At 63.0% G+C, this 25,011-nt stretch carries 27 protein-coding genes and 1 pseudogene; 11 read left to right on the top strand and 17 right to left on the bottom strand.

The features are described 5' to 3' along the window. Positions 1 to 58: 58 nt before the first annotated feature. The 6 genes from A4C63_RS23765 to mcpP form a co-directional block, all read right to left on the bottom strand. Complete coding sequence (locus tag A4C63_RS23765; RefSeq protein ID WP_063914874.1) at positions 59 to 1,369, bottom strand: hypothetical protein; 1,311 nt, start codon at positions 1,367 to 1,369, stop codon at positions 59 to 61. A 50-nt stretch (positions 1,370 to 1,419) separates the two neighbouring features. Next, positions 1,420 to 1,998 carry a hypothetical protein gene (locus tag A4C63_RS23760; protein ID WP_063914873.1) on the bottom strand — a complete coding sequence of 193 codons (579 nt, stop codon included), beginning with the start codon at positions 1,996 to 1,998 and terminating at the stop codon, positions 1,420 to 1,422. A gap of 1 nt (position 1,999) precedes the next feature. Beyond that, positions 2,000 to 2,434, bottom strand: a complete 435-nt coding sequence (locus tag A4C63_RS23755; protein WP_063914872.1) for a hypothetical protein — start codon at positions 2,432 to 2,434, stop codon at positions 2,000 to 2,002. A 296-nt stretch (positions 2,435 to 2,730) separates the two neighbouring features. Next, complete coding sequence (locus A4C63_RS23750; RefSeq protein ID WP_063914871.1) at positions 2,731 to 3,300, bottom strand: AAA family ATPase; 570 nt, start codon at positions 3,298 to 3,300, stop codon at positions 2,731 to 2,733. Continuing rightward, positions 3,297 to 3,863, bottom strand: coding sequence for a nicotinamide riboside transporter PnuC (gene pnuC / locus A4C63_RS23745; RefSeq protein WP_063914870.1), 567 nt, complete (start codon positions 3,861 to 3,863; stop codon positions 3,297 to 3,299). The genes A4C63_RS23750 and pnuC overlap by 4 nt, the downstream gene beginning before the upstream one ends. Positions 3,864 to 4,055: 192 nt before the next feature. Then, positions 4,056 to 5,690, bottom strand: coding sequence for a methyl-accepting chemotaxis protein McpP (mcpP, locus tag A4C63_RS23740; RefSeq protein WP_063914869.1), 1,635 nt, complete (start codon positions 5,688 to 5,690; stop codon positions 4,056 to 4,058). A gap of 299 nt (positions 5,691 to 5,989) precedes the next feature. On the opposite strand from mcpP, the gene A4C63_RS23735 reads away from it, so the two are divergent. The 3 genes and pseudogenes from A4C63_RS23735 to A4C63_RS27145 all read left to right on the top strand — a co-directional run bounded on the left by A4C63_RS23735 (position 5,990) and on the right by A4C63_RS27145 (position 8,560). Next, positions 5,990 to 6,820, top strand: coding sequence for an undecaprenyl-diphosphate phosphatase (locus A4C63_RS23735; protein WP_025339410.1), 831 nt, complete (start codon positions 5,990 to 5,992; stop codon positions 6,818 to 6,820). Next, positions 6,813 to 7,226, top strand: a complete 414-nt coding sequence (locus A4C63_RS23730) for a DUF1294 domain-containing protein (protein ID WP_063914868.1) — start codon at positions 6,813 to 6,815, stop codon at positions 7,224 to 7,226. Before A4C63_RS23735 ends, A4C63_RS23730 begins: the two co-directional genes overlap by 8 nt. 182 nt (positions 7,227 to 7,408) lie before the next feature. Next, positions 7,409 to 8,560 (top strand): annotated as a pseudogene (locus tag A4C63_RS27145) (DDE-type integrase/transposase/recombinase). A 70-nt stretch (positions 8,561 to 8,630) separates the two neighbouring features. Here the strand turns inward: A4C63_RS27145 and A4C63_RS23720 are convergent. Continuing rightward, positions 8,631 to 8,990: an MmcQ/YjbR family DNA-binding protein gene (locus A4C63_RS23720; RefSeq protein ID WP_063914867.1), complete on the bottom strand. Its 360-nt coding sequence runs from the start codon at positions 8,988 to 8,990 to the stop codon at positions 8,631 to 8,633. Beyond that, positions 8,983 to 9,885: a LysR substrate-binding domain-containing protein gene (locus tag A4C63_RS23715; RefSeq protein WP_063914866.1), complete on the bottom strand. Its 903-nt coding sequence runs from the start codon at positions 9,883 to 9,885 to the stop codon at positions 8,983 to 8,985. Before A4C63_RS23715 ends, A4C63_RS23720 begins: the two co-directional genes overlap by 8 nt. Positions 9,886 to 10,018: 133 nt before the next feature. Between A4C63_RS23715 and A4C63_RS23710 the strand changes: the two genes are divergently transcribed. Then, positions 10,019 to 10,630: an FMN-dependent NADH-azoreductase gene (locus A4C63_RS23710; RefSeq protein WP_049277030.1), complete on the top strand. Its 612-nt coding sequence runs from the start codon at positions 10,019 to 10,021 to the stop codon at positions 10,628 to 10,630. Between the two features lie 166 nt (positions 10,631 to 10,796). Here A4C63_RS23710 and A4C63_RS23705 read toward each other — a convergent pair whose 3' ends face one another. From A4C63_RS23705 to A4C63_RS23690, 4 genes are all read right to left on the bottom strand, one after another. Then, on the bottom strand, positions 10,797 to 11,999 hold the full coding sequence (locus A4C63_RS23705; RefSeq protein ID WP_063914865.1) for an NAD(P)/FAD-dependent oxidoreductase: 1,203 nt from the start codon (positions 11,997 to 11,999) through the stop codon (positions 10,797 to 10,799). Between the two features lie 69 nt (positions 12,000 to 12,068). Continuing rightward, on the bottom strand, positions 12,069 to 12,668 hold the full coding sequence (locus A4C63_RS23700; RefSeq protein ID WP_063914864.1) for a helix-turn-helix domain-containing protein: 600 nt from the start codon (positions 12,666 to 12,668) through the stop codon (positions 12,069 to 12,071). Positions 12,669 to 12,707: 39 nt separating this feature from the next. After that, on the bottom strand, positions 12,708 to 14,660 hold the full coding sequence (locus tag A4C63_RS23695) for an FAD-dependent oxidoreductase (protein WP_063914863.1): 1,953 nt from the start codon (positions 14,658 to 14,660) through the stop codon (positions 12,708 to 12,710). A gap of 233 nt (positions 14,661 to 14,893) precedes the next feature. Further along, entirely contained in the window at positions 14,894 to 16,291 is a 1,398-nt protein-coding gene (locus A4C63_RS23690; protein ID WP_063914862.1) for a cytosine permease, read from the bottom strand. Between the two features lie 234 nt (positions 16,292 to 16,525). On the opposite strand from A4C63_RS23690, the gene A4C63_RS23685 reads away from it, so the two are divergent. From A4C63_RS23685 to A4C63_RS23670, 4 genes are all read left to right on the top strand, one after another. Beyond that, positions 16,526 to 17,410 (top strand): EamA family transporter, encoded by an 885-nt coding sequence (locus A4C63_RS23685; RefSeq protein WP_063914861.1) that lies wholly within the window; start codon positions 16,526 to 16,528, stop codon positions 17,408 to 17,410. A 174-nt stretch (positions 17,411 to 17,584) separates the two neighbouring features. Then, positions 17,585 to 17,905 carry a YbjQ family protein gene (locus A4C63_RS23680; RefSeq protein WP_003258990.1) on the top strand — a complete coding sequence of 107 codons (321 nt, stop codon included), beginning with the start codon at positions 17,585 to 17,587 and terminating at the stop codon, positions 17,903 to 17,905. Between the two features lie 139 nt (positions 17,906 to 18,044). Next, positions 18,045 to 18,233: a hypothetical protein gene (locus tag A4C63_RS23675; protein WP_003253897.1), complete on the top strand. Its 189-nt coding sequence runs from the start codon at positions 18,045 to 18,047 to the stop codon at positions 18,231 to 18,233. 140 nt (positions 18,234 to 18,373) lie between these two features. Next, the gene (locus A4C63_RS23670) at positions 18,374 to 18,685 is read left to right on the top strand and encodes a hypothetical protein (RefSeq protein WP_063914860.1); all 312 of its coding nucleotides are present in this window, start codon (positions 18,374 to 18,376) and stop codon (positions 18,683 to 18,685) included. Between the two features lie 46 nt (positions 18,686 to 18,731). On the opposite strand, the gene A4C63_RS23665 is transcribed toward A4C63_RS23670, so the two are convergent. Both A4C63_RS23665 and ampC read right to left on the bottom strand, forming a co-directional pair. Next, positions 18,732 to 19,064 (bottom strand): hypothetical protein, encoded by a 333-nt coding sequence (locus tag A4C63_RS23665; RefSeq protein ID WP_003253895.1) that lies wholly within the window; start codon positions 19,062 to 19,064, stop codon positions 18,732 to 18,734. A gap of 301 nt (positions 19,065 to 19,365) precedes the next feature. Next, positions 19,366 to 20,508, bottom strand: coding sequence for a class C beta-lactamase (gene ampC / locus A4C63_RS23660; protein ID WP_063914859.1), 1,143 nt, complete (start codon positions 20,506 to 20,508; stop codon positions 19,366 to 19,368). Positions 20,509 to 20,627: 119 nt separating this feature from the next. Here ampC and A4C63_RS23655 point away from each other — a divergent pair, with 119 nt between their 5' ends. Continuing rightward, the gene (locus A4C63_RS23655) at positions 20,628 to 21,617 is read left to right on the top strand and encodes a bile acid:sodium symporter family protein (RefSeq protein WP_063914858.1); all 990 of its coding nucleotides are present in this window, start codon (positions 20,628 to 20,630) and stop codon (positions 21,615 to 21,617) included. Between the two features lie 140 nt (positions 21,618 to 21,757). Here the strand turns inward: A4C63_RS23655 and A4C63_RS23650 are convergent, their stop codons facing one another. Together A4C63_RS23650 and A4C63_RS23645 are read right to left on the bottom strand one after the other, a co-directional pair. Further along, on the bottom strand, positions 21,758 to 22,351 hold the full coding sequence (locus A4C63_RS23650) for a DUF4157 domain-containing protein (RefSeq protein WP_063914857.1): 594 nt from the start codon (positions 22,349 to 22,351) through the stop codon (positions 21,758 to 21,760). Beyond that, complete coding sequence (locus A4C63_RS23645; RefSeq protein WP_063914856.1) at positions 22,338 to 22,901, bottom strand: TetR/AcrR family transcriptional regulator; 564 nt, start codon at positions 22,899 to 22,901, stop codon at positions 22,338 to 22,340. The genes A4C63_RS23650 and A4C63_RS23645 overlap by 14 nt, the downstream gene beginning before the upstream one ends. An 89-nt stretch (positions 22,902 to 22,990) precedes the next feature. Here A4C63_RS23645 and A4C63_RS23640 point away from each other — a divergent pair, with 89 nt between their 5' ends. Both A4C63_RS23640 and A4C63_RS23635 read left to right on the top strand, forming a co-directional pair. Beyond that, the gene (locus A4C63_RS23640; RefSeq protein ID WP_063914855.1) at positions 22,991 to 23,722 is read left to right on the top strand and encodes an SDR family oxidoreductase; all 732 of its coding nucleotides are present in this window, start codon (positions 22,991 to 22,993) and stop codon (positions 23,720 to 23,722) included. Positions 23,723 to 23,751: 29 nt separating this feature from the next. Beyond that, positions 23,752 to 24,363, top strand: a complete 612-nt coding sequence (locus A4C63_RS23635) for a 2-hydroxychromene-2-carboxylate isomerase (protein WP_063914854.1) — start codon at positions 23,752 to 23,754, stop codon at positions 24,361 to 24,363. Between the two features lie 94 nt (positions 24,364 to 24,457). On the opposite strand, the gene A4C63_RS23630 is transcribed toward A4C63_RS23635, so the two are convergent. Further along, positions 24,458 to 25,003 carry a cupin domain-containing protein gene (locus tag A4C63_RS23630; protein ID WP_003248033.1) on the bottom strand — a complete coding sequence of 182 codons (546 nt, stop codon included), beginning with the start codon at positions 25,001 to 25,003 and terminating at the stop codon, positions 24,458 to 24,460. Between the last annotated feature and the right edge of the window lie 8 nt (positions 25,004 to 25,011).

The following is a 25,011-nucleotide window of genomic DNA, read 5'->3' as shown; positions in this document are numbered from 1 at the left end:
GGATGCCTTCCGGTTCTGTTGAAGAAAGGCCCCCCGGAGGGGGCCTCGAGCACAGCGATCAGAACGAGGTGTTGGAGATGGCCAGCGAGTTGCTCTGCTGGTTGCCCACACCGGCTGCCACGTTCACGCCCAGGTTGCCGCTGCCACCGTTCACCGAACCGCTAAGGGTTGCAGTGTTGGTCACAGGGTTAGCCCATCCGGTCGGAGTCAGCACTTGGAAGGACACGGTATTGCTCAGCTCGAACGAGCTGCTTTCGCGGATTTTCTTGTCCACGTCTTCCGACGATTTGGACTGGTTCTTGGCCGACTTCTCGAAAGACGCATCAAACGATTTCTTGAACGAAGAATCGTAGGAATTTTCGGACGTGGATTTGTCCGATTTCTCATGCGACTTCTCGACGGTCACATCGAGTTTGGCGTACAGGTCAGCGTCTACGGATACCGTGCGGCTGCGGTCGTGACGGCCATGATCCACGGTGACGGTTTTCGAAGCATCCAGCGATGCGTCCAGGGTGGCGTCCAGCGTCGCCTTGCTGTGGGATCGGGCGTCGTAGCTGTTGGCGTTTTTGCTCTCCCAGCTGTTGGTGCCTTTGGCATCGAAGTGCTTGGCGCCGGAGGCCATCCAGCTTGACGAGTCCTCCTTGTCAACATGGAGCTCGAAGTCCTTGTTGTAGGAGGACATGCCGCTGCTGGTCTTGGTGAAGGTCAGCGTATCAACCCGGTAGGTGCGGTCGGCGCTGTTGTTCACCACCAGGCCTGGGCCGTTCTGGTCGGCAGAGGCCGTGGCCGTGGCGTTACCCAGTGGTGCGTGGGTGTTGGCGATGGCCATGGTGTTTTTCTGCTGGTTCAGGTCGCCGCCAGCAATGTTGACACCCACGTTGCCTTCCGCGCCGTCGGCCGAGCCGCTCATGATCGCCGAAGACTGGGTAGACCAGTTGTCGACGCGGTTGCCGTTGCTGTACTGGCGGACGTCAGCGGTGGCTTCGGCAGTGCCGAAGACGAAGCTGTTGTCCAGGCTCGAGTCGGACGCTGCGTTGGCAATGGCCGCGGCGTTGTCCTGCTGGTTGCCGTTACCGGCCGCAACGTTGACGCCGACGTTACCGCTGGCGCCAACGGCCGATTGGTTCATCTCGGCTTCGTTGATGGTCCCTTGGTTGGTGATGGTGTTGTCGGTACTGCTCTGGCTGTCCCAGGCATTGGCCGTTGCATACACAGGGATCTTGGTTGGTGGAGGCGTGTGATGACCATTGTTATGGTGGTGGCCGTTATGGTGGTCATTACGCCGATCGTTTTGCCCAGCTTGTACAGCAACAGCCATGACCGCAGCAATTGCGAAAACCAGAGGCTTTATTGCCATCGAGGGTTTCATGGTGATTCTCCGTACTTTTTTAGGTTAAGTGTTGTTCTTAACTGAATGGGTCAATCCGCGACCCGTATGCTCAAGGTGTTGGCCATTCGGTTTCCCACCCCGGCACTCTGATTCAACTGGATCACCCCGCGGCTACCGGTGAATGCCTGGTCACTGGTGGTGACCTGGCGATGGCCGAGTGAGGCGTCAGCTGGATCGGAGCTGTTGCGCAGCGCCACGTTCTGTTGCATGAGGACGCTGTCGTCGATGCTTTGCGGCTGGGCACTGAGGCTGATGCGCAGTGCGTTGGCTTGCTGGGTGCCGGCGCCGGCGCTCTGGTTCACCCCGAGGGCACCACTGCCGTTGCTGAAGGCGTTGCCCTGGATGCTCGAGCGGGCATCCATCGCCGGGGCTGCGGGGGTGTTCAGGCGCTGGCGGATCTGCGTGGTGGCGCTGGCCTCGGGCCCCACGGCGAAGGCGCGCGCGTTGGCCTGTTGCTGTTGGTCACCGGCCGCCTGGTTGACCGACAGGTTGCCATGGTAACGGCTGCCCGAGCTGTCGATGTCGGCGTTGTTGATCACGGGAACCGGGGATTGCGCGAAGGCCGAGGTACTGCACAGCGTGGCCAGGATCAGCAGCCTGTGCTTCATCTCACTTGCCTCCGGTCAGGATCTGCAGCGGCGCCAGGCCGCGCTGCACACTCGAATTGACCATGTTCGAGATGCCACTGCCCGAGCCTGTACCACGGCCACCGGCGAGGTTGGGCAGCTGGGTCTGATTGTTGAGGTTGCCGCCCAGGTTGTTGGTCTGCTGGGTAATCAGCGTGCTGATACCCGCACCGCTGCTGATGTTGGCGAAGTCGCCATCACTCAGTTCGCTGGTATGCTTGAGGATGTGGGCGGAAGGGTTGGCGTTGGCGGTGGTGGGGTTCGGGTCGGGTCGCAACGGCGGGACCACGGCGTTGCGTGTCTGCACATCACGGGTTATCACGATGATGCCGTTGTCGGCCTGGGCCGTCAGGCTCAACGAGCCCAGCACACAGCTCATCAGCAAAAGGTAATAAAGGCCTTTGTCAGGTTTCCTCACGACGGCAACTCCTTTATAGAACGCTGGCCCTGTTCAGCGATACGAAGGAGCGAGCAGAAGGTGTGCCGCTTTTGAGAAGCGTTTTCAGATCAACAGCTTAAGGTGAGCGCATGACAAGCTGCGGCGTATTCTGTCTCAGGGGTGAAACAGGCAGCCGCGAGCGTTGCCGGCAAAGCCAGTGGTGGTCTTGATTGGAAGGGTTTTTGCCGGGGTGTATCAGCAGCTTGACACTACCCCCGAAGCAGGGGAAAGCCCCGCAATTTCGGGGCCTTTGCCCATGGGAGTGTGTCAGTGGGTTAACACTCGGTGGGGCAGGCTGGCGCATCGCTATCAATGAGCTTAGCCACTGTTTGCAGTGCCAGCAACTGGCGCTGTGGCCAATTGCCTTCAATTATTTGGTATGCCTGGTCATGCCGTTGCAGCCAGTGCAGGCTGTCGTCGAAAAAGCGCTGGCGGTCGCTCAGTTCGGGCTGGCTGCGCTGGCCATCGGCAACCCAATCCACGCCTTGCGGGCTTAGCAACAGGTGCAGGTGGTAATGCCGAGCCAGCAAAGCCTGTTCCAGCCAGGCCGGGCAGTCGTCGAACAGGGCGTGGCTCCAGAGCATGTTACTGAGCAGGTGGGTGTCGAGAATCAGCAGCGGCGGCGCCTGCTCGCGGGCGTGGTCTTCCCAGGCCAGCTGGCCGCGGGCGATGGTGGGGATATCGGCGTAGCAGGTGTCGCGGCCTTCCTGGTCGATGAAGTGGCGCACGTATTCGGCCACCACCACGCCGCCGAAATGCGCCTGGATCACCCCGCTGAGCCAGCTTTTACCGCTGGATTCCGGACCGCACAGCACCACCACTTTCATGGCCTGCGCCGCGCTCATGGCTGCACCAGTGCCGGGTCACGGCGCCATTCCAGCCAGCCGCGCACGGCAATCAGGGTCAGCACGGCGAAGAAGCCCGCGGTGAAGTACAGCTGCTGGTGCAGGTACAGGCCCACGTAGGCGATGTCTACCACCACCCACAGCGGCCAGCACTGCAGGCGCTTCTGCGCCATCCACAGTTGTGCCACCAGGCTGAAGCCGGTCAGGCTGGCGTCCAGCCAGGGCAGGGCGGCGTCGGTCCAGTTGGCCATGGCCGCGCCCAGGGCGGCGCTCAGCAGCACCCCGACGGCCAGGCCGGTGAACAATGCCGGGCGTTGCAGGCGTGAGACCTGGCGGGCGTCTTCAGCATGGCCTGGGCGCTTCCATTGCCACCAGCCGTAAACTTGCAGGATGGCGTAGGCCAGTTGCAGCAGCATGCCCGAATACAGCTTTACTTCGTAGAACAGCCAGCCATAGATCAGCACCATGACCAGGCCGATCGGCCAGCACCAGGCGTTCTGCTTGACCGTGAGCCAGACAGCGGTGACGCCGAGGGCAGCGGCGATGAGTTCAAGGCCGGACATCGGCGATCCTTGGAGACTACGGGGGAGGGGCGCGATTGTAGCGGGTCGGCCGGGGAAGGTGTAGGGCGTAAGCGGTGGAGATGCACATACCCCCCCTGTGGGAGCGGGCATGCCCGCGAACACCGGCGAAGCCGGTGCCATACACCGCGTCGCATGCTTCGCGGGCATGCCCGCTCCCACAGGGGCTTGGCCTTATACCCGGAACTGCCGCAACAGCTGCTCCAGCTCTTCGCTCAACTGCCCCAGTGCCACCCCGGCATCGCTGGACTGCCGTGCCGCATCAGCGGTCTGCTGCGACAACCCGGCCGTATCCAGCACATTGCGGTTGATTTCTTCGACCACATGCGACTGCTGCAAGGTGGCGCTGGCAATGGAGGCATTCAATGCGGTGAGGTTGTTCAGCGCCTGGTTGATGGCATCCAGGCTGGCACCTGCCTCGCGGGCCTGCTCGACGGTCTGGCGCGAGGCTTCGCTGCTGGTGTCGATGGCTTTGACCGCGGCGTCCGACTGGCTTTGCAGGTGCTCGATCATGGTATGGATCTCGGCCGTCGACTGCGCCGTGCGCTGGGCCAGCAGGCGGACCTCGTCGGCGACCACGGCAAAGCCACGACCTTGCTCGCCGGCCCGCGCCGCCTCGATGGCTGCGTTCAGCGCCAGCAGATTGGTCTGTTCGGCGATGGAGCGGATCACATCCAGCACACCACCGATGCGTGTGCTATGCCCGGCCAGGTCGCGGATCACCTGCACGGCCTGGTCGATGGTCAGTGACAACCGGTCGATCTGCGCCAGGCTGCCGTGAATGGCCTCCTGACCGTGTGCCACCTGCTGTTGTGCGGTGCGCATTTCCCCGGCGGCCTGCTCGGCGGTCTTGGCCACGTCCTGCACGGCGTAGGTCACTTCGTTGACCGCAGTGGCCACCTGGTCCATCTGCAGCGATTGCTGGGCGCTGTGCTGTTGCGCGGCCCCGGCATTGTCGCCGACATGCCCGGCGGACTGGGCCAGGGCGTGTGCTGCCCCTTGCAACTGGCCGACCACGCCTTGCAGCTTGCCGTTGAAGCGGTTGAAGTGCTCGCTCAGGTGGGTGATCTCGTCGCGGCCGTGAGTGTCCAGGCGCCGGGTCAGGTCGCTTTCGCCGCTGGCGATGTTACCCATGGCCTGCACTGCCTCTTGCAACGGGCGGGCGATGCTGCGGGCAATCAGCATGACCACCAGCGCCATCAGCAGGGCAATGGCCACGCCCACCAGCGAGGCGTCGCGCAACTGGCGGGCGAACTCGGCTTGCACGTCGTCGACGTACACGCCTGAGCCGATAATCCAGCCCCACGGCTTGAACAGCTGGATATAGGACGTCTTGGCCACCGGCTCGCTGGCACCGGGCTTGGGCCAGCGGTAGTTGACCGCCCCGGCATCCTGCTGACGGGCCAGGGCGACCATCTCGTTGAACACGGCAAAGCCGTCGGGGTCGCGGATGGCCGAGAGGTCCTGGCCGTCGAGCTTGGGGTTGGCCGGATGCATGATCATCTTCGGCCCCAGGTCGTTGATCCAGAAGTAGTCGTCGTGGTCGTAGCGCAGCGCGCGTACCACTTGCAGCGCCTGTTGCTGGGCGGCTTCGCGGCTAAGCGTGCCGGCCGCCTCCAGGCCTTGGTAATAGGCCAGTACACCAGCTGCGGTCTGTACCACGTGGCGGGTCTTTTCCGCTTTGGCCTGGTACAGGTCACCGTGGATCTGGCGCAGCATCAGCAGGCCCAATACCACCAGCATGGCCACCGCCACCAAAAGGATCAGCCACAGACGGCGGCTGATAGACATCGATCTCAGGGTTTTCATCCCACAGCTCCCGCATTGTTCTTTTTATTCAGGCGCATCCAAGCATGCTTTGCGTCCGGCCCCCACTCGACTAATGGCTAAGTGCTATCCATCCAATAGTCTGCAGCGGGTTGTACAAGGCGTTTGCAAAGGCGCTCTGCTAGGATTTCGGCCGCGCAAGATGAAACCTTTAGGCGGCGTGAACTTTTCTACTGGCATTGCGCCCAACAGTCGCTGTAAAACAGCCGGGCCGCGTGCGGCAAATTCAAGCAAATCAAGAACAAGGGGCCTGCAACGAGCAGCGCTCCATCGGGGGAACGATGGATTTTTGGACTGCCTTCCAGGCAATCATATTAGGCGTGGTCGAAGGGCTGACGGAGTTTCTGCCGATCTCCAGTACTGGCCACCAGATCATCGTCGCCGATCTGATCGGGTTTGGCGGCGAACGGGCCATGGCCTTCAACATCATCATTCAGCTGGCGGCGATCCTGGCGGTGGTGTGGGAGTTTCGCGGCAAGATCTTCGACGTGGTCTTCGGCCTGACCAGCCAGCCCACGGCGCGACGTTTCACCGGTAACCTGTTGCTGGCGTTCCTGCCGGCAGTGGTGCTGGGCGTGCTGTTCGCCGACCTGATTCACGAATACCTGTTCAACCCGATCACCGTGGCGGCGGCGCTGGTGGTGGGCGGGGTGATCATGCTGTGGGCCGAGCGCCGCGAGCACCGTGTGGAGGTGGACCACGTGGACGACATGCGCTGGAGCCACGCGCTGAAGATCGGCTTCATCCAGTGCCTGGCGATGATTCCGGGCACTTCGCGCTCCGGCTCGACCATTATCGGTGGCCTGTTGTTCGGCCTGTCGCGCAAGGCAGCGACCGAGTTCTCGTTCTTCCTGGCGATGCCGACCATGGTCGGTGCGGCAGTGTATTCGGGCTACAAGTACCGCGACCTGTTCCAGCCCGGCGACCTGCCGGTATTTGCCATTGGCTTCGTGACCTCGTTCATTTTTGCCATGATTGCCGTGCGTGGCCTGCTCAAGTTCATTGCCAACCACAGCTACGCGGTGTTCGCCTGGTATCGCATTGCGTTTGGCCTGCTGATTCTGGCGACCTGGCAGTTCGGCTGGGTTGACTGGGCGACGGCTCATGGCTGAGGCCGCGCGGGGGCAAAGGGGGGAGGGCGTACGTAATGTGCGCCTGAAGCTGCTGGTATTGGGCCTGCTGTGCCTGCTGCCGGGGCTGGGCGCGGCGCGCATGGCCTGGGTCGATCAGGCCTGGTGGCCGCTGGCGCTGTACCCGGCAATGAGCCTGATCAGCCTGTTGCTGTATTGGCAGGATAAACAGCAGGCGCGTACCCAGGCCTGGCGAACGCCCGAGAAAGTGCTGCATGCCAGTGAGCTGCTGGGCGGCTGGCCGGGGGCGCTGCTGGCGCAGCAGCTGTATCGGCACAAGACGCGCAAGGTGTCGTACCAGTTGGTGTTCTGGGGCATTGTGCTGGTGCACCAGGTGTTCTGGGCGGACTGGCTGTTTCTTGGTGGGCGCTATCTGGCTTTTGGTTGACAGGTGGCTGTGTCGGCCTCTTCGCGGGCTTGCCCGCTCCCACAGGTACTCCACAGGTCTTGAGGGCAGTGAAAATCCTGTGGGAGCGGGCAAGCCCGCGGTACAAACCGGAGACATCGTTTACATTTCAAACCGGGGACATGGTTTACAGGCTAATACGCATGATCAGGAGGTATCTGATCATGCCCTGGAACCAAGAGTCCCCCATGGATCAACGAGTCAGATTGGTTGGCGAGTGGCTTTCCGGTGATTACACCAAGAGCCAGCTCGCTCGCCGGTACAACGTCAGCCGCCCGACGGTCGACAAGTGGATATCGCGATATTCGGCAGGCGGTGCTGAAGCCCTGACTGATGCCTCACGACGCCCTAACAACAGTCCTAACAAGACAAGTGATGAGTTATTGGCTCGGATTGTTGCGATGAAAGAGGCGCACGATAAATGGGGCCCCAAGAAGCTGATTGAACTGCTGCGCCTTGAAGATCCATCGATTGATTGGCCGTCTCCGAGCACAGCTGGGCAGTGGTTGGACCGGATGGGCATGGTCCACAAGCGCGGGCCAAAACGGCGCTACGGAAAAAGCCCCACGAAAATGCGAGAGGCCAACGAGCCGAACCAGACCTGGTGCATCGATTACAAAGGCCAGTTCAAAATGCTCAACGGCCAGTGGTGCTAGCCGCTGACAGTTACGGATCATGCCTCACGCCTCATTTTGGCCTGCAAAGCCCACAAGAACATCATGACGCAACCGGTCATGCAGACGCTTGAGTGGCTTTTTCAGGAGCATGGCATGCCGGAGGTCATCCGCTCTGACAACGGCAGCCCGTTTGCGTCGACGGGCTTGGCAAGGATGTCCACAATTGCTGTCTGGCTGATCCGTCTCGGCATCTACCCCGAACGAACGGCCCCCGCGCGCCCTGACCAGAATGGCCGTCACGAGCGGATGCACCGCAGCATGAAGCTTGAACTGCCTGTGGGGCACAATTTGATTGATCAGCAGTTGCTGCTTGAGCACTTCAGGCAGGAGTTCAACTATATCCGCCCCCACGAAGCACTGGGGATGAAACGCCCATTCGAGCTGTATGTGCCATCCAACCGGCCTTACCCAGGATGTCTGCCTATCGTGGAGTACCCCACCGCAATGGTGGTCCGCAGTGTTAGGCAGAATGGCTCAATCAAATGGAAGAACAAGCTGCTGTTCATCAGCGAGGCCTTGTCTGGCGAGAGGATAGGCCTGAAGGAGGTGGAAGATGATGTTTGGGATGTGTTCCTGTGTGACCATCTCCTGGGGAGGCTTGAACGGGGTGCAAACCGCGTCCAAGCCTCAAATGTGTAAACCATGTCCCCGGTTTACGATGTAAAGGATGTCTCCGGTCGTACACCGCGAAGAGGCCGGCACAGGGTATCTAGATCACCAACCCCACCTGCAACCGCTTCGGCAACCGCCGCACCACCAACTGGTGCGAGCGTTGCAACGCATCACACAGCTCATCACGCCCCATGGGGTAGGGCAGCGCCATGCTGATCCATCGCGCCCTCGCCAGGTACGGCGCAGGCCGCACCCCCGGGCGGTCGCAATAGCCGAGAAACAGTTCGTCGGCCACCTTGAACGACAACCCCGCACCTGCCAGGTCGAGCACCGCGAACATCTTGTTGCCTGCCACCGAAAACACCCGAATGCCGCCCCATTTGTAGTCTTCCCGCGCACCCGGCAGGCTCAGGCAAAACGCCGCCACCTCGGCTTCGCTCATGTTCCGCTCAGACATACTGCTCTCCACAGGCCTCGAACGACGCCGCCAGATGATCGATCCACACTCGCACCGCAGGCAGCAAACCGCGCCGGTGCGGGTACACGGCCTGCAAGTAGCCACCCGGTAGCGACCAGTCGGGCAGCAGGCGCACCAGTTCGCCGCGTTCCAGCTCTTCCTCGCAGAACATGCTGGGCAGCGCGGTAAACCCGAGGCCAGCCCGTACAGCAGCATTACGTACTACGAAATCATCGATGGCAAGGCGCGGTTCCAGGGCGATTTCCTGCTGCTTGCCATGGGGGCCGAACAGGCGGAAGTGTACCAAGCGGTCTGCCTCGGCGGCGCCCAGCACCGGCAATGACGCCAGTTCGCCCGGTTCGCGAATGTGGTCGGCGAAACCAGGCGCGGCAACCAGTTGCATCTGTGCCTGGCGCAGGCGGCGGGTGACCAGGGCCGGGTCTTCATCGCCCAGGTCGCGCACGCGCAAGGCCACGTCGATGCCTTCGGAAATCAGGTCGACCCGGCGGTTGAGCAGCACCATGTCCAGTTGCACCAGCGGGTACTGCGCGAGAAAGCGGCTGATCACATCTGGCAGGAAGGCGTGGGCCAATGCCACCGGGCAGGACACCCGCAAACGCCCGCGCGGTTCGCTGCTCATGCTGGCCACGGCTTCATCGGCGGCTTCGGCTTCCAGCAGCATGGCCTGGCAATGGTGCAGGTAGCGCTCGCCCACCGCGGTGAGCTTCAGTTGCCGCGTGGTGCGTTGCAGCAGGCGTGTGCCCAGGCGTTCTTCAAGCTCGGCGATACGCCGCGACAGGCGCGACTTGGGGATGCCCAGCTGGCGGCCGGCAGCGGCGAAGCCGCCGGCTTCGACTACGCGGGCAAAGTAGAAGAGGTCGTTGAGGTCTTGCATGGGAATGTCTCACTGTTCCACCTGTGGGACAAACTAGCGCATTTTTGCCGACTTATCAGCCATTGGTGAGGTCGGTAGGATTCTCCCCATCGTGATCGCCCAACGTCGCGGTCTTCATTCACAGGAGAGTCCCATGAAACTGTTGCATATCGATTCGAGCATCCTGGGCGACAATTCCGCCTCCCGCCAACTGAGCCGCGAAGTGGTCGAAGCCTGGAAAGCCGCCGACCCGAGCGTGGAAGTGGTGTACCGTGACCTGGCCGCCGACGCCATCGCCCACTTCTCTGCGGCTACCCTGGTAGCGGCTGGCACCCCGGAAGACATGCGCGACGCAGCCCAGGCCTTCGAAGCCAAGCTGAGCGCGGAAACCCTGGAAGAGTTCCTGGCTGCCGATGCCGTGGTGATTGGTGCGCCGATGTACAACTTCACCGTGCCGACCCAGCTCAAGGCCTGGATCGACCGCGTCGCCGTCGCCGGCAAGACTTTCCGCTACACCGAAGCCGGCCCGGAAGGCCTGTGCGGCAACAAGAAGGTAGTGCTGGTTTCCACCGCTGGTGGCCTGCACGCTGGCCAGCCGACTGGCGCCGGGCATGAGGATTTCCTCAAGGTGTTTCTGGGCTTCATCGGTGTCACCGACCTGGAAATCGTCCGTGCCCATGGCCTGGCCTATGGCCCTGAGCACCGCAGCCAGGCGATCGATGCTGCCCAGGCGCAGATCGCCAACGAGCTGTTTGCTGCTGCCTGACCCTGCTGGTTTGCACAAGCGCTAAAGGCTTGCGCAAACCTTGTGGGAGCGGCCTTGTGTCGCGAATGGGGCGCAAAGCGGCCCCAGAGATCTCGGTGTAAAACGCTGGCATCCTGGGGCCGCTACGCGGCCCCTTCGCGACACAAGGCCGCTCCCACAATCAACCTCAGGCCACCGGTATAGCCGGGTCAGCGGCTGCCAGCGCCGCAGCACGTTCGGCCGCTGGCGGATAGATCCACACCGTATTGATCTGCGCCTTCAGCACCTTGGCCTCAGCCTTGTCCTCCGGTGGCGACACCGTGCGCTCCCACCCTTCGGTATACACCGCCCCCCAGGCCCCAAGGTCCAGGCAGGTCACGTACTTGGGCTGGCTGTAGGTCTTCGGTGCCACGCCAATCAGCTCGGCCGCCGCATTGTTGCCCGCATGACGCCCCAACGGAATCGAATGCTGGCAGGACATCACCGCGTAGTTGCCAAGCTCGTCGCAGGCGGCGTAGGCCACATCACCCGCTGCGTACACGGCATCATTGCCTGTCACCTTGAGGTTGCCATCGACGTGCAAGCGGCCCTGGCGGTCGCGCTCGCCACTGATCTGTTCGGTGAGCGGGTTGGCCTTGAAGCCCACGGTCCAGATCACCGTGCTGGCGTCGATGCGCTGGCCGTTGTCCAGCTGCACGCCGGCAGGGTCCACCGAGGCTACCGTGGCGCCACAGATCCACTCCACGCCCAGGGCCTCGGAGGCCTGCTCGATGGCGGGGCGGATGCCATCACCCAGGGATGCGCCAATCCTCGCCCCACGGTCGACCACCACCACGCGCAACGCCGGGCCCTCGCCGAGGATTTTGCGCAGGCGGGCCGGCAGTTCGGTGGCGGTCTCGATGCCGGTAAAGCCACCGCCGGCCACCACCACGGTATTGCGTGCCGGTGTGTCGGGCAGGCTGGCCAGTGATTTCAGGTGGGTTTCCAGGCGCGCGGCGCTGTCGAGCTTGTCGACATCGAACACATGCTCGATGCCGACCATGTCAGGCCGGTTTAGCACGCTGCCGCAGGCCATGATCAGCCGGTCGTAGGGCAGGGCGCACTGGGTGCCGCTGCGGGTGCGGTAGCTGACGCGGCGGGCCGCTTCATCGATGTGGAAGGCCGTGCCTTGCACGAAGCGGACGTTGACGGCATCGAACAGCTCCTGCAACGGCGCGGCCATGGTGTGTACGTCGGGTTCGTAGAAGCGCGGGCGCACATGCAGCTCGGCCTGGGGGGCAAGCAAGGTGACCTCGACATCCTTGCGGCCATGGAGGTCAAGCTGGCGGACGGCGCTGAGCGCGCTCCACAGGCCGGCAAAGCCCGCGCCAATGATCAGGATCTGCTTCATGTTTGTGCTCCTCTAAAGTTCGGTTAACAAGGTAGACCCTGTTGCTGGATATTGGGGAGCGAGCATGCTTCAGAATGTTGGCGGCGTGATCACCCAGATCACCACGGCATCCACCTCACCGGGGTTGCCATAGCGGTGCGGTTCCTGGCTCGAGAAGCTGAAACTGTCCCCCTCACCCAGCTGGAAATGCCGTTCGCCTACCCACAGTTCGAAGCTGCCGCTGAGGATGTAGCCAGCCTCTTCGCCGTCATGGCTGTAGCTCTGCTGGCTGTAGCTACCCGGGGGGAAGCGCGAATGCAGGATTTCCAGCTGGCGGTTGGGCTGGGGCGTGAGCAGTTGATCGACGATGCCATCTTCGTAGTGCACGCTCAGGCGGCTGTTGCGTCGTACTACATAGCCCTGGTCCTCGGGCGCAGTGGTGGCTTCACTGGCGAAGAACCACTGGATGGTTACACCCAGGCTGCGGGCGATGTTGAACAGCGCCGGGATCGACGGATAGGAGAGGTTGCGCTCCAGCTGGCTGATGTAGCCAGCGGTCAGTTCACTGTGCGTGGCCAGCTCCGCCAGGGTCATGCCACGGCGCTTGCGCAGGCCGCGAATGCGGCTGCCGAGAAACTGCGGCGCGGCGCCCCCGGCTTCGCTGGTGGGGGGCTGGGGGAGTTGGCTCATGCACGTCGGTCCATCGTAAAAGCCGCAGTATGTACAGCCTCAGAGCGCCCAGGCAACCGTCAGGCCATCATGAATCGCTTCTTCGGCGGTACGTGGCGCCAGGCAGTCGCCAACGCGGCGCACCTCGACCAGGCCAGCCAGCTCCGTGGCCAGGCGGTCTTCCGGTTGATGGCCCAGGCACAGTACCAAGGTGTCGATGCCTTCGAAGATCATCGGTTCGCCGCTGGCGGTGTGCTGCAGGTACACCGTGTTGTCGTCGCTGCCATACAGGCGGGCGTACGGTGTGATGGGGATTCCCAGGCGATGCAGCTCGCCGGCCAGTTGGTCGCGCACATACAGCGGCAGGCTTTCGCCGCAATGGGTGCCATTGACCGCCAGTTGCACCTGGTGGCCCTCGCGCACCAGGCGTTCGGCGATGCCGGGGCCGATCCAGTCGCACCGCCAGTCGATTACCAGCACCGAGCGCCCCGGTTTTGCCTCATTGCGCAGTATTTGCCAGGCATCCACCACCTGAAGATCACCAGTGCGCTCGAAGGCCGGCCAGTAGGGGGTGGCACCGGTGGCAGCGATTACCAGGTCGGGGCGCTCGCGCTCGACCAGTGCGCGGTCGACCCGAGTGTTGCGTACCACTTCCACGCCCGCCAGGGCCATTTCCCGCTGCAGGTTGGTGCTGGCGCCACCGAACTCGCTGCGTCGTGGCAGCAACTGGGCCAGCAGCACCTGGCCGCCGAGTTGCGGGCCAGCCTCGTACAGCGTGACTTGGTGCCCGCGTGCAGCGGCCACGGCGGCGGCTTTCATGCCGGCGGGCCCGCCACCGGCCACGAGGATGCGCTTGGGACGGGTGGTGGGTGTCAGTTGCCCGTACTGCAACTCGCGGCCGGTTTCCGGCCGCTGGATGCAGGAAATGGGCAAGCCACGGTGGAAATGGCCGATGCAGGCCTGGTTGCAGGCAATACAGGCACGTACGTCTTCTACCTGCCCATGCTCGGTCTTGTTCGGCATTTGCGGGTCACAGATCAGCGCGCGCGTCATGCCGCAGACATCGGCCTGGCCACGGGCCAGGATCAGTTCGGCTTCCTGTGGCTGGTTGATACGCCCGGTGACGAACAGCGGGATGTCCAGGTGTTGCTTGAAGGTGCCGGCCTCACGGGCCAGGTATGCCGGCTCTATGGCCATCGGAGGCACGATATGCACGGCACCGCCCAGGGACGCCGACGTGCCGGCAACGATGTGCAGGTAATCGAGCTGGTCCTGCAAGGCAACCGCTGCGGCCAGCGACTCGTCCTCGCTCAGCCCCAGGCTGTCGCGCTCGTCGGCACTGATGCGCAGGCCGACGATGAACTGCTCGTCGGTCGCCGCGCGTACGGCGGCCAGCACTTCGCGCAGGAACCTCAGGCGCTGCTCCAGTTCACCGTTGTAGCCATCTGTGCGCTGGTTTACCCGCGGGTTGAGGAACTGCGCAGGCAGGTAACCATGGCTGGCCACCACTTCAACGCCATCCAGCCCGGCCTGGTGCAGGCGGTGGGCAGCGCTGGCATAGCCCTGGACGATCTCGTCGATCATCGCCTGGTCCAGCGCGCGCGGCATCACCCGGAAGCGCTCATTGGGCACCGCGGACGCCGAGTAGGCCACCGCCAGCAAACCGTCCGCCGATTCCATGATCTCCCGCCCGGGGTGGAACAGTTGCGACAGCACCACGGTGCCATGCTCATGGCAGGCCTTGGCAAGCTGGCGGTAGCCGTCGATGCAGGCATCGTCGGTGGCCATCAGCACATGCGAGGTGTAGCGGGCGCTGTCATGTACCCCGGCCACCTGCAGCACGATCAGGCCGACGCCACCGGCGGCGCGGTCGCGCTGGTAGGCGATGAGCTTGTCGTTGACCAGGTTGTCGGTGGGCAGGCAAGTGTCGTGGCCGGTGGACATGATGCGGTTTTTCAAGCGTTTGCCGCGGATCTGCAAGGCTTCGAACAGGTGAGGGAAGGCGGTCTGCATACAGGCGGCTCCGGTGCGGTGTTGTTCTTGTTTTTCCTATAAAAGTGCAGTCACAGTAAAAAATCAAACTGTTTTTTTACTGATGCGCGACCAGGCTTTCTCATCCTCACGGCGAGGACATGGCGAGCGGCAGTTCAACGTGCCGGGGAGGGAACTGAAACAGGGGGCGTCCTTCCCTGGCACCGCGTTGGTGGTGCCAGGGCGAGACGTTTGTACGTTGGTGGCGAGAGGACTCAGTGTGCGTCAGGTACGATCATCGCTGCCGGTGCCTCTTGCACCCGCCGCCGTGCCACCCAGTAGTACAGCACGCTCGGCACTACCAGGCCGATCAGCCACGAGATATCCACGCCGCCCAGGTGAGCGACCAGCGGACCTGTGTACAGTTTGGTGTCGATGAACGGCATCTGTATCAGCACGCCCACGGTGTAGACGATGATTCCTGGCCAGTTCCAGCGGCCGTAGCGACCCTGCGGGTCGGCAAGGGCGGGGATGTCGTATCGCTCCTTGGTGATGAAGTAGTAGTCGACCAGGTTGACCGCGCTCCAGGGCACGAAGAACGTCAGCAGGAAGAGGATGAAGGATTTGAACGCGCTGAGAAACGAATGCTGGCCAAGCAAGGCCACCAGGGTGGCGGCGCCGACGATGCCCAGCACGAACAGCAGGCGCTGTGCACGGCTGATCGCCAGGTGGCCACGGAAGCCGCTGATGATGGTGGCAATGCACATGAAGCTGCCATAGGAATTCAGCGTCGAGATGGTCACCTTGCCAAAGGCGATGCAGAAATACAGCAGCGCTGCGGTGCTGCCGGCGCCACCCAGGCCGACGATGTAGGCCACTTCGTGACCGGAGAACCGGGCACCGGCGATGGCGGCGGCGAACACCCCGAGGATCATTGACGCCTGGGCGCCGATCACCGAACCCAGACCCGCGGCGAGGAAGGTTTTGAGTGGTGAAGTGTTACTGGGCAGATAGCGCGAGTAGTCGGCCACATAGGGGCCGAAGGCGATCTGCCAGGACGCCGCCAGCGATACGGCGAGCAGGAACGATGCCCAACTGAAGTGGCGGTTGTCGAGTAACTGCCCGATGTCGGCCAGCAGCATGATGCGACTGAACAGGTAGACGAAGGCGATGATGCCCAGCACGCTGGCGACCCGGCCGATCCAGTGGATCACCCGGTATCCGGCCAGGGTGGCGAGCACGATTATGCTGGCGAATATCAGGATACCGGTGCTGTCGCTGACGTTGAGCAATTGTCCGATCGCCTGTCCGGAGAGCACTGTGCCGGTGGCGGTGAAGCCCAGGTACATCAGGCATACCAGCACCATCGGGATGGCCGCGCCGTAGACGCCGAACTGCACGCGGCTGGAAATCATCTGCGGCAGCCCCAGACGAGGGCCCTGAGCGGCATGGAGGGCCATGACCGCGCCGCCAATCACTTGACCGAGCAGCAGGCCTATCAGCGACCAGAACACGTCGCCACCGAGCACCACGGCCAGGGCTCCGGTCACGATTGCCGTGATCTGCAAGTTGGCTCCGAGCCACAGGGTGAACTGACTGTACACGCGTCCATGGCGTTCAGTCTCGGGTATGTAGTCGATCGAGCGTCGCTCGAGTACGGGTTTGCTGGACATACAGTGGCTCCGCTTCATTGTTCTTGTGTAGCGAGTCAGTCATCGGCGGGGACTCGAGGCCGATGACCTCTTCGTCATGTGAGCATGTATATACAAGCTAGGTCAAACAATGTCTTGCGCGTTAAACAGTGTGCTGTTGCGCAATGATCGGCGGCAACTGTGCAGGTCCCTGGCAACGAAATAACCTTATGCTGTAACGAAATATGTCTAGAAAACCTGAAGAAGGAAGCTGCAATGCCACTCAAGGACCTGCTCATCGCGCTGGTGGTGATTGTCGCGTGGGGAGTCAACTTCGTGGTCATCAAGGTTGGCCTTGATGGCTTGCCGCCGATGTTGCTGGGGGCATTGCGCTTCTTGTTGGTGGCGTTCCCGGCGATCTTGCTGGTAAAACGGCCCAAGCTGCCCTGGCGTTGGCTGATCGCTTACGGTGCGACCATTTCGTTGGGCCAGTTCGCCTTCCTTTTCCAGGCCATGTACAGCGGCATGCCGCCGGGGCTGGCCTCGCTGATCCTGCAGTCGCAGGCGTTCTTCACCCTCGGCTTTGCCGCACTGTTCCTCGGTGAGCGGCTGCGCCTGGCCAGCGCGCTGGGGCTGCTGGTCGCGGCCAGCGGCCTGGCGCTTATCGGCAGCGAAGACGGTGGCCATGTACCGATGCTGGCGCTGGTGCTGACCCTGTGTGGCGGCGCCATGTGGGGCTTGGGCAACATCATTACCCGGCGCTTTGGCTCGGTTGACCTGGTGGCGCTGGTGATCTGGGGCGGGCTGATCCCGCCACTGCCGTTCCTGGCACTTTCCTGGTGGCTGGAAGGGCCGGAGCGCATTGGCCATGCCCTGGCCAATATATGCTGGAGTTCGGTATTGGCCCTGGTCTACCTGGCCTTTGTCGCCACCATGCTCGGCTACAGCCTGTGGAGCAAGCTGCTGTCGCGCCACCCGGCCGGCAAGGTAGCGCCGTTCTCGCTGCTGGTGCCAGTGATTGGCTTGAGTTCGTCGGCGTTGTTGCTGGGCGAGCGTTTGACTGCAACCCAGGGTTGGGGTGCCTTGCTGGTGATGGCCGGGTTGCTGGTGAACGTGTTCGGCGCCCGCATTGGCCAACGGCTACGCGCGGTCAGCGCGTAGTCGACCCCTCAAGCTGTGGGAGCGGGCGTGCCCGCGAACACCGGCGAAGCCCGTGCCAAGCAACGCGCTGCCTGCTTCGCGGGCGCGCCCGCTCCCACAATGGAGGCGTATCTGCGAGGGGAATTGCGCTCTGTTAGAATCGGCCTCTTTTGCCAGGCCAATGGAGCGCAACCCATGATCATTTCCACCACCAGCCAGCTCGAAGGCCGCCCGATTGCCGAATACCTGGGCGTGGTCAGTTCCGAATCGGTGCAGGGCATCAACTTCGTGCGCGATTTCTTTGCACGTTTTCGCGACTTCTTCGGCGGCCGTTCGCAAACCCTGGAAAGCGCACTGCGCGAAGCCCGGGAACAGGCCACCGAAGAACTGAAGGCGCGGGCACGCCAGTTGCAAGCCGATGCGGTAGTGGGGGTGGATTTCGAGATCAGCATGCCGTCGGTACAGGGCGGCATGGTCGTGGTATTTGCTACCGGCACGGCGGTGCGCCTGAAGTAGAGCGTTCTGCCGCTGGTCGGGTCCAGGGCTCTAGCCTGGGCGGTCCGCAAATGACCAGCTAGTCTCACTTTCACTGGTCGCGTTTACCTGGGCAACTGTTCTGGTTGCCGGCGCGTCCGCCACTGGAGGGAGACAGGGCATGAGCGAATCCTTTTTCGAAGACCTGAACGACGCGTTCCCGATCAACAGCCAGGTGCGTTGCGGCCAGGCGGCATTCCGTCTGGGCTTCGCCCACATGACGCTGGATGATTCCGAACAGCTCCAGCCTGCACACCTGCAGCGCAGCAAAAAAGGCCGCTTCATGCCGCGGGTTCCGCTGAAGAAGTGATCCCGCTCCAGCACAACCCCGCCAAATGGCGGGGTTTTTATTGCCATTTCTTGATCCGCCTCATGGCATTGCCGGGTAGCGCTCGCAGGATGGCCAAGGCTGTGGTTTTCTGGCGCGGCATTCCAGCAACGGAGGATTGAATGCTCATGCGAGTCAGGGAAGAGACCTATTGGCAGTGGGCCGACACCCAGCTGCACAGCCGCTGCCACGAAGAAGCACTCAGTGACGGCACCACGCTGGACGTGCAGGTTCGCTTGTCGCGCTTGGGGGCGACCCAACTGTTCCTGGGGCTGTATGCCGGGGATGGGCGGGCACTGCTGGAGGAGTATTACCCCGCACGGCCAGGCGAGACCATGACCCGCGCCCTGGTGTGGGGTGTTGACCGCGCCCGGGCGATGGCAACCGGCGCATTGCCACTGCCGGAGCCCCGCAGCCAGCGGCGCCGGGCGTGAAAAAGCCCGGCCTATGCAGGCCGGGCTCAGGTAAGGGTGGGAACCCTCAGTTGAGCGGTTCGATCACCTTGACTGCCTGCTGCTCACGGGCAGCGGGCCATTCTTGTTGCAGGGTCTGCAGGACGCGGCCAACGAACTCGGTGTCGGCGGCAGCCTTCTTGCCGACGTAGCCTTGGCCACGGCGGTAGACCTTGAAACGGGCACGCATGCTGGGCAGGTGCTCTTCGAATTCATCTTCGACGGTGTTCGGTGGCAGGCGGTCGAGGCGCACTTCACCGGTCTGGCTGACCCACAGCAAATGGTCGTCAAGGCTGTCCTTGCGTACGGCGAACAGCTGGGCCAATTGGTCGATAGTCGGATTGTTGTTCAAGTTCATCATAAAGCCCCCATTACCCATTCGTAGGTGATTTTTCACAGTTGGCGCTACCACGGTGTAGCGCACTACCAAGGCTGCTACAGCAGCATCGCAACAGGGGCTTTCTCACGCTGCCTTTTGGACAGTTTCCCTCTCCACGGACGGCCTGCGTTACCGCGCAGGCCGTCTGGAACACCCTTGCCACCGCTCCCGATCGGGGAGACGGCTTCATCATGCCCAAGGGCGATGAACGGCGTCAACCGTTTTGTAGTGAATATTTTTTCTCACTACATTCTGTCGTTTTGTTCGACAATCGTTGCCGGCACTACAGCCCGGACAGAATGTCGAAGGCTGCACGCACCCGGGCTTCGTTCGGGTAATTTCGGTTGGCCAGCAACACCACGGCCAGTTGTTCGGCGGGCACGAACGCGGCGTAGGCGCCAAAACCATTGGTCGAGCCGGTCTTGTTGTACCAGGCTGCCGGCAGCGCGGGCAGGGCGGGTTGCAAGCGCTTGGTTGCCTGCGGTTCACGGATAAGCTGCGGGCCATTGCCATCTACCAAGGTGCCCAGCGTGACCGGGTAGGGGTAGCGCTCCCAGCCCAGGCCTTGGGTCATGGCGCCGACCTGGAAGTAGCCCTGCCGGGTAATGGCCGTGGCTTGCACCAGCGCCGGGGGCAGACCCTCCGGCTGCATGTGCAGGCGCACATAGCGCAGCAGGTCGCTGGCGCTGGTCTTGATGCCGTAGGCTTCGTCGGCGTAAGGGCCGGGGCCGACGCGCACCGGCTTGTCGTCGGCATCGTAACCTTGGGCATATAGCCCCTGGGCGCTGGCCGGAACGTGCAGATAGGTGTTTTCCAGGCCCATTTTTGCCAGTAGGCCCTCGCTCATCAGTGTGGAAAACGGCTGATGTTGCGCGCGGGCGGCCAGGTCGCCGAACAAACCCAGGCTAGGGTTGGAGTAGCAGCGCTGGGTGCCTGGTTTGGCGCGGGGTTGCCAGTGGCGGAAGAAATCGACCACTTGCTGCGGTGTCTGTACCGCATCCGGGAATTGCAACGGCAGGCAGTCGGCACTGTAGGCGCCCAGCTCCAGCACGCTCGCGTCGCCGATGGATGTGCCGGCAAGGGCCGGGTGATAGCGCTTGGCCGGAGCATCGAGGTCCAGCTTGCCTTCGGCACTGGCCAGTGCGGCCAGGGTGGCGGTGTAGGTCTTGCTCAGCGAACCGATCTCGAACAGCGTGTCGCGGCTGACCGGCACATTGTCGGCCTTGCTGGCCACGCCATAGCTGAAGTAGTGCGCGTGGTCGCGAGCATAGATCGCCACGGCCATGCCGGTGATGCCTTGCTCCTGCATCAGCGGGCGGATGATCTGGTCGACCTTGGCCTGCAACTGGTCATTGGCGTGGGCGGCACTGTGGCCCAAGGTGAGGGTGATGGCGGCAGCAAGTGCAGCCAGGCGGGAGAGGGGCATGGGCGGGTCCTGTGCTGGAGCGTGTCCGTTGAGCGATACCGGTGGGGGTTCCGGCGTTAGCGGCGAAAAGCCGAAGACCTTATCGTCTGCCCTTGCACAATGACAAGACGGAAACTGTGATGAAGTATTTGCGCATGTTATTCGACAATTTCACCCTGGCCTTGCTCGGGGTGGTGCTGATAGCCACCGTGCTGCCTTGCTCGGGCGACGGCGCGGTGTATTTAGGTTGGCTGACCAACCTGGCCATCGGCCTGCTGTTCTTCCTGCACGGCGCCAAGCTGTCGCGCGAGGCGATCATCGCCGGTGCCGGGCACTGGCGCCTGCATTTGCTGGTGTTTTCCTGCACCTTCGTGCTGTTCCCGCTGCTGGGCCTGGCGTTCAAGCCGCTGTTCGTGCCGTTGGTGGGCAACGAACTGTACCTTGGCGTGCTCTACCTGTGTGCGTTGCCGGCCACCGTGCAGTCGGCCATCGCCTTCACCTCGCTGGCGCGTGGTAATGTGCCAGCGGCCATTTGCAGCGCGGCGGCATCCAGCCTGCTGGGCATCTTCCTCACGCCGTTGCTGGTGATGATGTTGCTGGGGGCCAGCGGTGATACCGGTTCTGGCCTGGATGCAGTGCTGAAGATCACCCTGCAGCTGCTGGTGCCGTTCGTGGCCGGGCAGGTCGCCCGGCGCTGGATCGGCGCCTGGGTCAAGCGCAATGCGCGCTGGCTCAAGGTGGTGGACCAGGGCTCGATCCTGCTGGTGGTCTACACCGCGTTCAGCGAGGCGGTGGTTACCGGGCTGTGGCACACGGTATCGCCGCAGCACCTGGCCGGGTTGTTTGCCGTGTGCGGGATATTGCTGGCGGTGGTGCTGTTCGGTACCCGGCTGCTCGGCAAGCTGCTGGGCTTTGACCTGGAGGACCGCATTACCATCCTGTTCGCCGGTTCGAAGAAGAGCCTGGCCACTGGCGTTCCCATGGCCCAGGTACTGTTCGTCGGCAGTGGCATAGGTGCGATGATCCTGCCGCTGATGCTGTTCCACCAGATCCAGCTGATGGTTTGTGCGGTGCTGGCGCAGCGTTATGCCAGCCGTGAGCAGGTGGCTGAAGAAGCTTCGGCGGCGTAACGGTTGTGGGAGCGGCCTTGTGTCGCGAAAGGGCCGCAAAGCGGCCCCGGCAATATATGCCCCACGCCGAACTCAGGGGGCTGCTGCGCAGCCCTTTCGCGACACAAGGCCGCTCCCACAGGGTAAAGCAGCCGCTGCTGCTATCTCGCCTGCCCTGAACCACGCTCGCGCAGCGCCTTGCTGACCTCGGCCTCGATCTTGTAGGCCGGCGCTTCCAGGTCGTCGTAGTTGCGCGTATAGCGCCGGGCGAACTCTTCCACACCCAACTGCTGATACTGCTGCACATGCTTGAGCTCGTGGGCCCACAACGCCACGTTGTCCTCGGCATCGGCGGGGCGGCGGAAGATGATCGTGTCGATCAGCGTCACGGCGTTCACGTCGGGGTTCTGCAGCAGCGCATTGGCCGCGCTCATCTGCTGTTCGTCACCTACCCGGAAGCGTGCCGCGTCGAGTACGGCAAAGTCGTACCAGGGTTCGAGTTGCGCGCGGATATGCAACGGGATCGGCTCGACGCCGCTGGCGGTGGCTTCGTCGCGTGCCTGGTGCAAGGCGTAGGTCAGGCTGGACGAAGCCAGCACTTCCACATCCTTGAAAATCTGCCCGGCTTGCCCGGGGTCGATGGGCGCACAGAAACACCCCATCAGGCACACCTGGTACTGCCCTGGCGGGCAGGCTTGTTCGGCGAGCGCAGGCAGGGCCAGCAGTACCCCCAGCAGGAGACTAATCCGCTTCATGCAGGGCCTTCTCGACAAAGTGGCGGCTGGCGCCCAGGACCTGCGACTGCACGCTTTCACTGGCCAGCATGCGCCCGACCAGCAAGGCGCCTACGCACTGGCTGATCAGCACCCAGGCCAACTCGTCGTCTTCCAGGGTCGCGCTCCAGGCCCGGTGCAGTTCCACCAGCCAATGCTCAGCCACCGCGCGCACGGGTGCTTGGGCCCGGGCAATCTCCACCCCCAATGGCGGCAGCGGGCAGCCACCTTCGGCATTGTGCAGATGGGCCAGGCTCAGGTACTGCTGCAGGCAACGGCCCAGGCGTTCGCGGCTGGCCTCCTGGTTGGCCAGGCGCGCCAGGGGGCTGTTGCACAGTTCCTGCCGCACTACCTCGGTGAACAGGTCATCCTTGGACGGGAAGTGGTTGTAGAAGGCGCCGCCGGTCAGGCCGATCGCTTTCATCAGCCCGGCCACACCGGTGCTGGAAAAACCCCCGCGTTTGGCCAGCGCGCCGCTGCTGGCCAGCAACCGCTCACGGGTTTGCTGTTTGTGTTCGTTGGTGTAACGCATTCACTTGCCTCTGCAGGCGGGCTTGACGGTGGCGGCGATCATAACATAGCGTTCGTTTACTAAACGATCATTCACCTATGGAGGCGGGCATGGCAGAACAACAAAAAGTAGTGCTGGTGATAGGAGCGGGGGATGCCACCGGTGGCGAGATCGCCAAGCGCTTTGCCCGCGAGGGCTACATTGCCTGTGTGACTCGGCGCCAGGCTGACAAGTTGCAGCCGCTGCTGGACGAAATCCGCGCTGCCGGCGGCCAGGCCCACGGTTTTGGCTCCGATGCGCGCAAGGAGGAGGAGGTGACCGCGCTGGTCGAAACCATCGAGCGTGATATCGGCCCGATCGAAGCATTTGTGTTCAATATCGGCGCCAATGTGCCCTGTAGCATTCTTGAGGAAACCCCGCGCAAATACTTCAAGATCTGGGAGATGGCCTGTTTTGCCGGTTTTCTTACCGCCCAGGCGGTGGCCCGGCGCATGGTCCAGCGCGAGCGCGGCACCATTCTGTTCACCGGCGCCACCGCCGGCACCCGTGGCGCGGCGGGCTTTGCGGCTTTCGCCGGGGCCAAGCACGCCTTGCGCGCCCTGGCCCAGAGCATGGCACGCGAACTGGGGCCGCGGAACATCCATGTCGCCCATGTGGTGGTGGACGGGGCTATCGACACTGCTTTCATTCGTGACAGTTTCCCTGAGCGCTACGCCCTCAAGGACCAGGATGGCATCCTCGCCCCGGCCCACATCGCCGACAGCTACTGGTTCCTGCACGCCCAGCCCCGAGACGCCTGGACCTTCGAGCTGGACCTGCGCCCCTGGATGGAACGCTGGTAAACCTCTTTCACCGAGCAAGGACCGTAACCATGCACAAGACTGTCGATTTCTTTTTTGACCTAGGCAGCCCGGCCAGCTACCTGGCATGGACCCAACTGCCTGGCCTGTGTGCCCGCCAGGGTGCCACGCTGCGCTACCGGCCGATGCTGCTGGGCGGGGTTTTCCAGGCCACCGGCAACGCCTCGCCTGTCATGATTCCGGCCAAGGGTCGTTACATGTTCACCGACCTGGCGCGCTTCGCCGCGCGCTATGGGGTTCCGTTCGAGTTGCCGCCGGGGTTCCCGGTCAATACCTTGACCCTGATGCGCGGGGCAGTGGGTACCCAGCTGCGTTCGCCGGAGCGGTTCGAGGCGTTACTGGCGGTGCTGTTCAACGGGCTGTTTGTGCAGCGCCGCAACCTGGGCGATAGCGCCGTCCTCGACGAGACGCTCAGCCAAGGCGGCTTCGACCCGCAAGCATTTCGCGCGCTGGCGGGTGATGACGAGGTGAAGGCTGCGCTCAGGCACGCGACCGAAGAGGCAGTGGGGCGCGGGGTGTTTGGCGCGCCGACCTGCTTCGTCGGTGACGAGATGTTCTTCGGCCAGGACCGCCTGGACTTTGTCGAAGAGGCTCTGCGTCAGGGCGCCGGCAGCCCCACCTGAATGCGCGCTCCCACAGGGTTGGCGCTTTACCTGTGGGGGCGGCTTTAGCCGCGAACACCGGCGAAGCCGGTGCCATCCCCCACGCATGAAGCAATCAGAAGTTAGCCGGGGTGTTGGCGCTGATGATCTCGGCCTCGTCCGGGCCGATGTTCTTGAAACTGTGCGGCAGGGTAGTGGGAATGTAGTACCCGTCGCCCGAGTTCAGCACGCTGACCTGGCCATCGACCCACAACTCGACGGTGCCGCGGGTGACCAGGCCACACTCTTCACCCTCGGCATGCACGATCGGTTCGCCCGAATCGGCACCCGGTGCATACAGTTCACGTAGCATGCGCATCTGCCGGCCTTCGACACTGGCACCGACCAGCAGCATACGCAGGCCGTTGCGGCCCAGGTCTGGCTGTTCGCCGCCACGGAACACGTAGCGCTCTTCGCGCACTGGCTCGTCGAAGCTGAAGAACTCCGCCAGGCTCATCGGAATGCCTTCGAGCAGTTTTTTCAGGGAGCTGACCGAAGGGCTGACGCGATTCTGCTCGATCTGCGAGATCGTCGAATTGGTCAGCCCGCTGCGGCGGGCCAGTTCCCGTTGGGAGAGGTTGTTGCGTTCACGCACCAGTTTGAGTCGCGTCCCCGTGTCCATAGCCGCCT

The sequence above is a fragment of the Pseudomonas sp. p21 genome (assembly GCF_001642705.1).
GTDB lineage: Bacteria > Pseudomonadota > Gammaproteobacteria > Pseudomonadales > Pseudomonadaceae > Aquipseudomonas.
The sequence above is the reverse complement of the archived record's forward strand: the minus strand, read 5'-3'. Positions and strand labels throughout refer to the sequence as shown.

What these genes read in the sequence shown, in the direction of transcription:
- A4C63_RS23705 (WP_063914865.1), bottom strand. Translation starts at nt 11,999, where the DNA reads ATGAAGCAGATCCTGATCATTGGCGCGGGCTTTGCCGGCCTGTGGAGC.
- A4C63_RS23765 (WP_063914874.1), bottom strand. Translation starts at nt 1,369, where the DNA reads ATGAAACCCTCGATGGCAATAAAGCCTCTGGTTTTCGCAATTGCTGCG.
- pnuC (WP_063914870.1), bottom strand. Translation starts at nt 3,863, where the DNA reads ATGTCCGGCCTTGAACTCATCGCCGCTGCCCTCGGCGTCACCGCTGTC.
- A4C63_RS23635 (WP_063914854.1), top strand. Translation starts at nt 23,752, where the DNA reads ATGCACAAGACTGTCGATTTCTTTTTTGACCTAGGCAGCCCGGCCAGC.
- A4C63_RS23685 (WP_063914861.1), top strand. Translation starts at nt 16,526, where the DNA reads ATGCCACTCAAGGACCTGCTCATCGCGCTGGTGGTGATTGTCGCGTGG.
- A4C63_RS23675 (WP_003253897.1), top strand. Translation starts at nt 18,045, where the DNA reads ATGAGCGAATCCTTTTTCGAAGACCTGAACGACGCGTTCCCGATCAAC.
- A4C63_RS23735 (WP_025339410.1), top strand. Translation starts at nt 5,990, where the DNA reads ATGGATTTTTGGACTGCCTTCCAGGCAATCATATTAGGCGTGGTCGAA.
- A4C63_RS23650 (WP_063914857.1), bottom strand. Translation starts at nt 22,351, where the DNA reads ATGAAGCGGATTAGTCTCCTGCTGGGGGTACTGCTGGCCCTGCCTGCG.
- A4C63_RS23730 (WP_063914868.1), top strand. Translation starts at nt 6,813, where the DNA reads ATGGCTGAGGCCGCGCGGGGGCAAAGGGGGGAGGGCGTACGTAATGTG.
- ampC (WP_063914859.1), bottom strand. Translation starts at nt 20,508, where the DNA reads ATGCCCCTCTCCCGCCTGGCTGCACTTGCTGCCGCCATCACCCTCACC.
- A4C63_RS23655 (WP_063914858.1), top strand. Translation starts at nt 20,628, where the DNA reads ATGAAGTATTTGCGCATGTTATTCGACAATTTCACCCTGGCCTTGCTC.
- A4C63_RS23645 (WP_063914856.1), bottom strand. Translation starts at nt 22,901, where the DNA reads ATGCGTTACACCAACGAACACAAACAGCAAACCCGTGAGCGGTTGCTG.
- A4C63_RS23720 (WP_063914867.1), bottom strand. Translation starts at nt 8,990, where the DNA reads ATGTCTGAGCGGAACATGAGCGAAGCCGAGGTGGCGGCGTTTTGCCTG.
- A4C63_RS23690 (WP_063914862.1), bottom strand. Translation starts at nt 16,291, where the DNA reads ATGTCCAGCAAACCCGTACTCGAGCGACGCTCGATCGACTACATACCC.
- A4C63_RS23680 (WP_003258990.1), top strand. Translation starts at nt 17,585, where the DNA reads ATGATCATTTCCACCACCAGCCAGCTCGAAGGCCGCCCGATTGCCGAA.
- A4C63_RS23760 (WP_063914873.1), bottom strand. Translation starts at nt 1,998, where the DNA reads ATGAAGCACAGGCTGCTGATCCTGGCCACGCTGTGCAGTACCTCGGCC.
- A4C63_RS23670 (WP_063914860.1), top strand. Translation starts at nt 18,374, where the DNA reads ATGCTCATGCGAGTCAGGGAAGAGACCTATTGGCAGTGGGCCGACACC.
- A4C63_RS23700 (WP_063914864.1), bottom strand. Translation starts at nt 12,668, where the DNA reads ATGAGCCAACTCCCCCAGCCCCCCACCAGCGAAGCCGGGGGCGCCGCG.
- A4C63_RS23695 (WP_063914863.1), bottom strand. Translation starts at nt 14,660, where the DNA reads ATGCAGACCGCCTTCCCTCACCTGTTCGAAGCCTTGCAGATCCGCGGC.
- A4C63_RS23640 (WP_063914855.1), top strand. Translation starts at nt 22,991, where the DNA reads ATGGCAGAACAACAAAAAGTAGTGCTGGTGATAGGAGCGGGGGATGCC.
- A4C63_RS23715 (WP_063914866.1), bottom strand. Translation starts at nt 9,885, where the DNA reads ATGCAAGACCTCAACGACCTCTTCTACTTTGCCCGCGTAGTCGAAGCC.
- mcpP (WP_063914869.1), bottom strand. Translation starts at nt 5,690, where the DNA reads ATGAAAACCCTGAGATCGATGTCTATCAGCCGCCGTCTGTGGCTGATC.
- A4C63_RS23710 (WP_049277030.1), top strand. Translation starts at nt 10,019, where the DNA reads ATGAAACTGTTGCATATCGATTCGAGCATCCTGGGCGACAATTCCGCC.
- A4C63_RS23665 (WP_003253895.1), bottom strand. Translation starts at nt 19,064, where the DNA reads ATGATGAACTTGAACAACAATCCGACTATCGACCAATTGGCCCAGCTG.
- A4C63_RS23750 (WP_063914871.1), bottom strand. Translation starts at nt 3,300, where the DNA reads ATGAGCGCGGCGCAGGCCATGAAAGTGGTGGTGCTGTGCGGTCCGGAA.
- A4C63_RS23630 (WP_003248033.1), bottom strand. Translation starts at nt 25,003, where the DNA reads ATGGACACGGGGACGCGACTCAAACTGGTGCGTGAACGCAACAACCTC.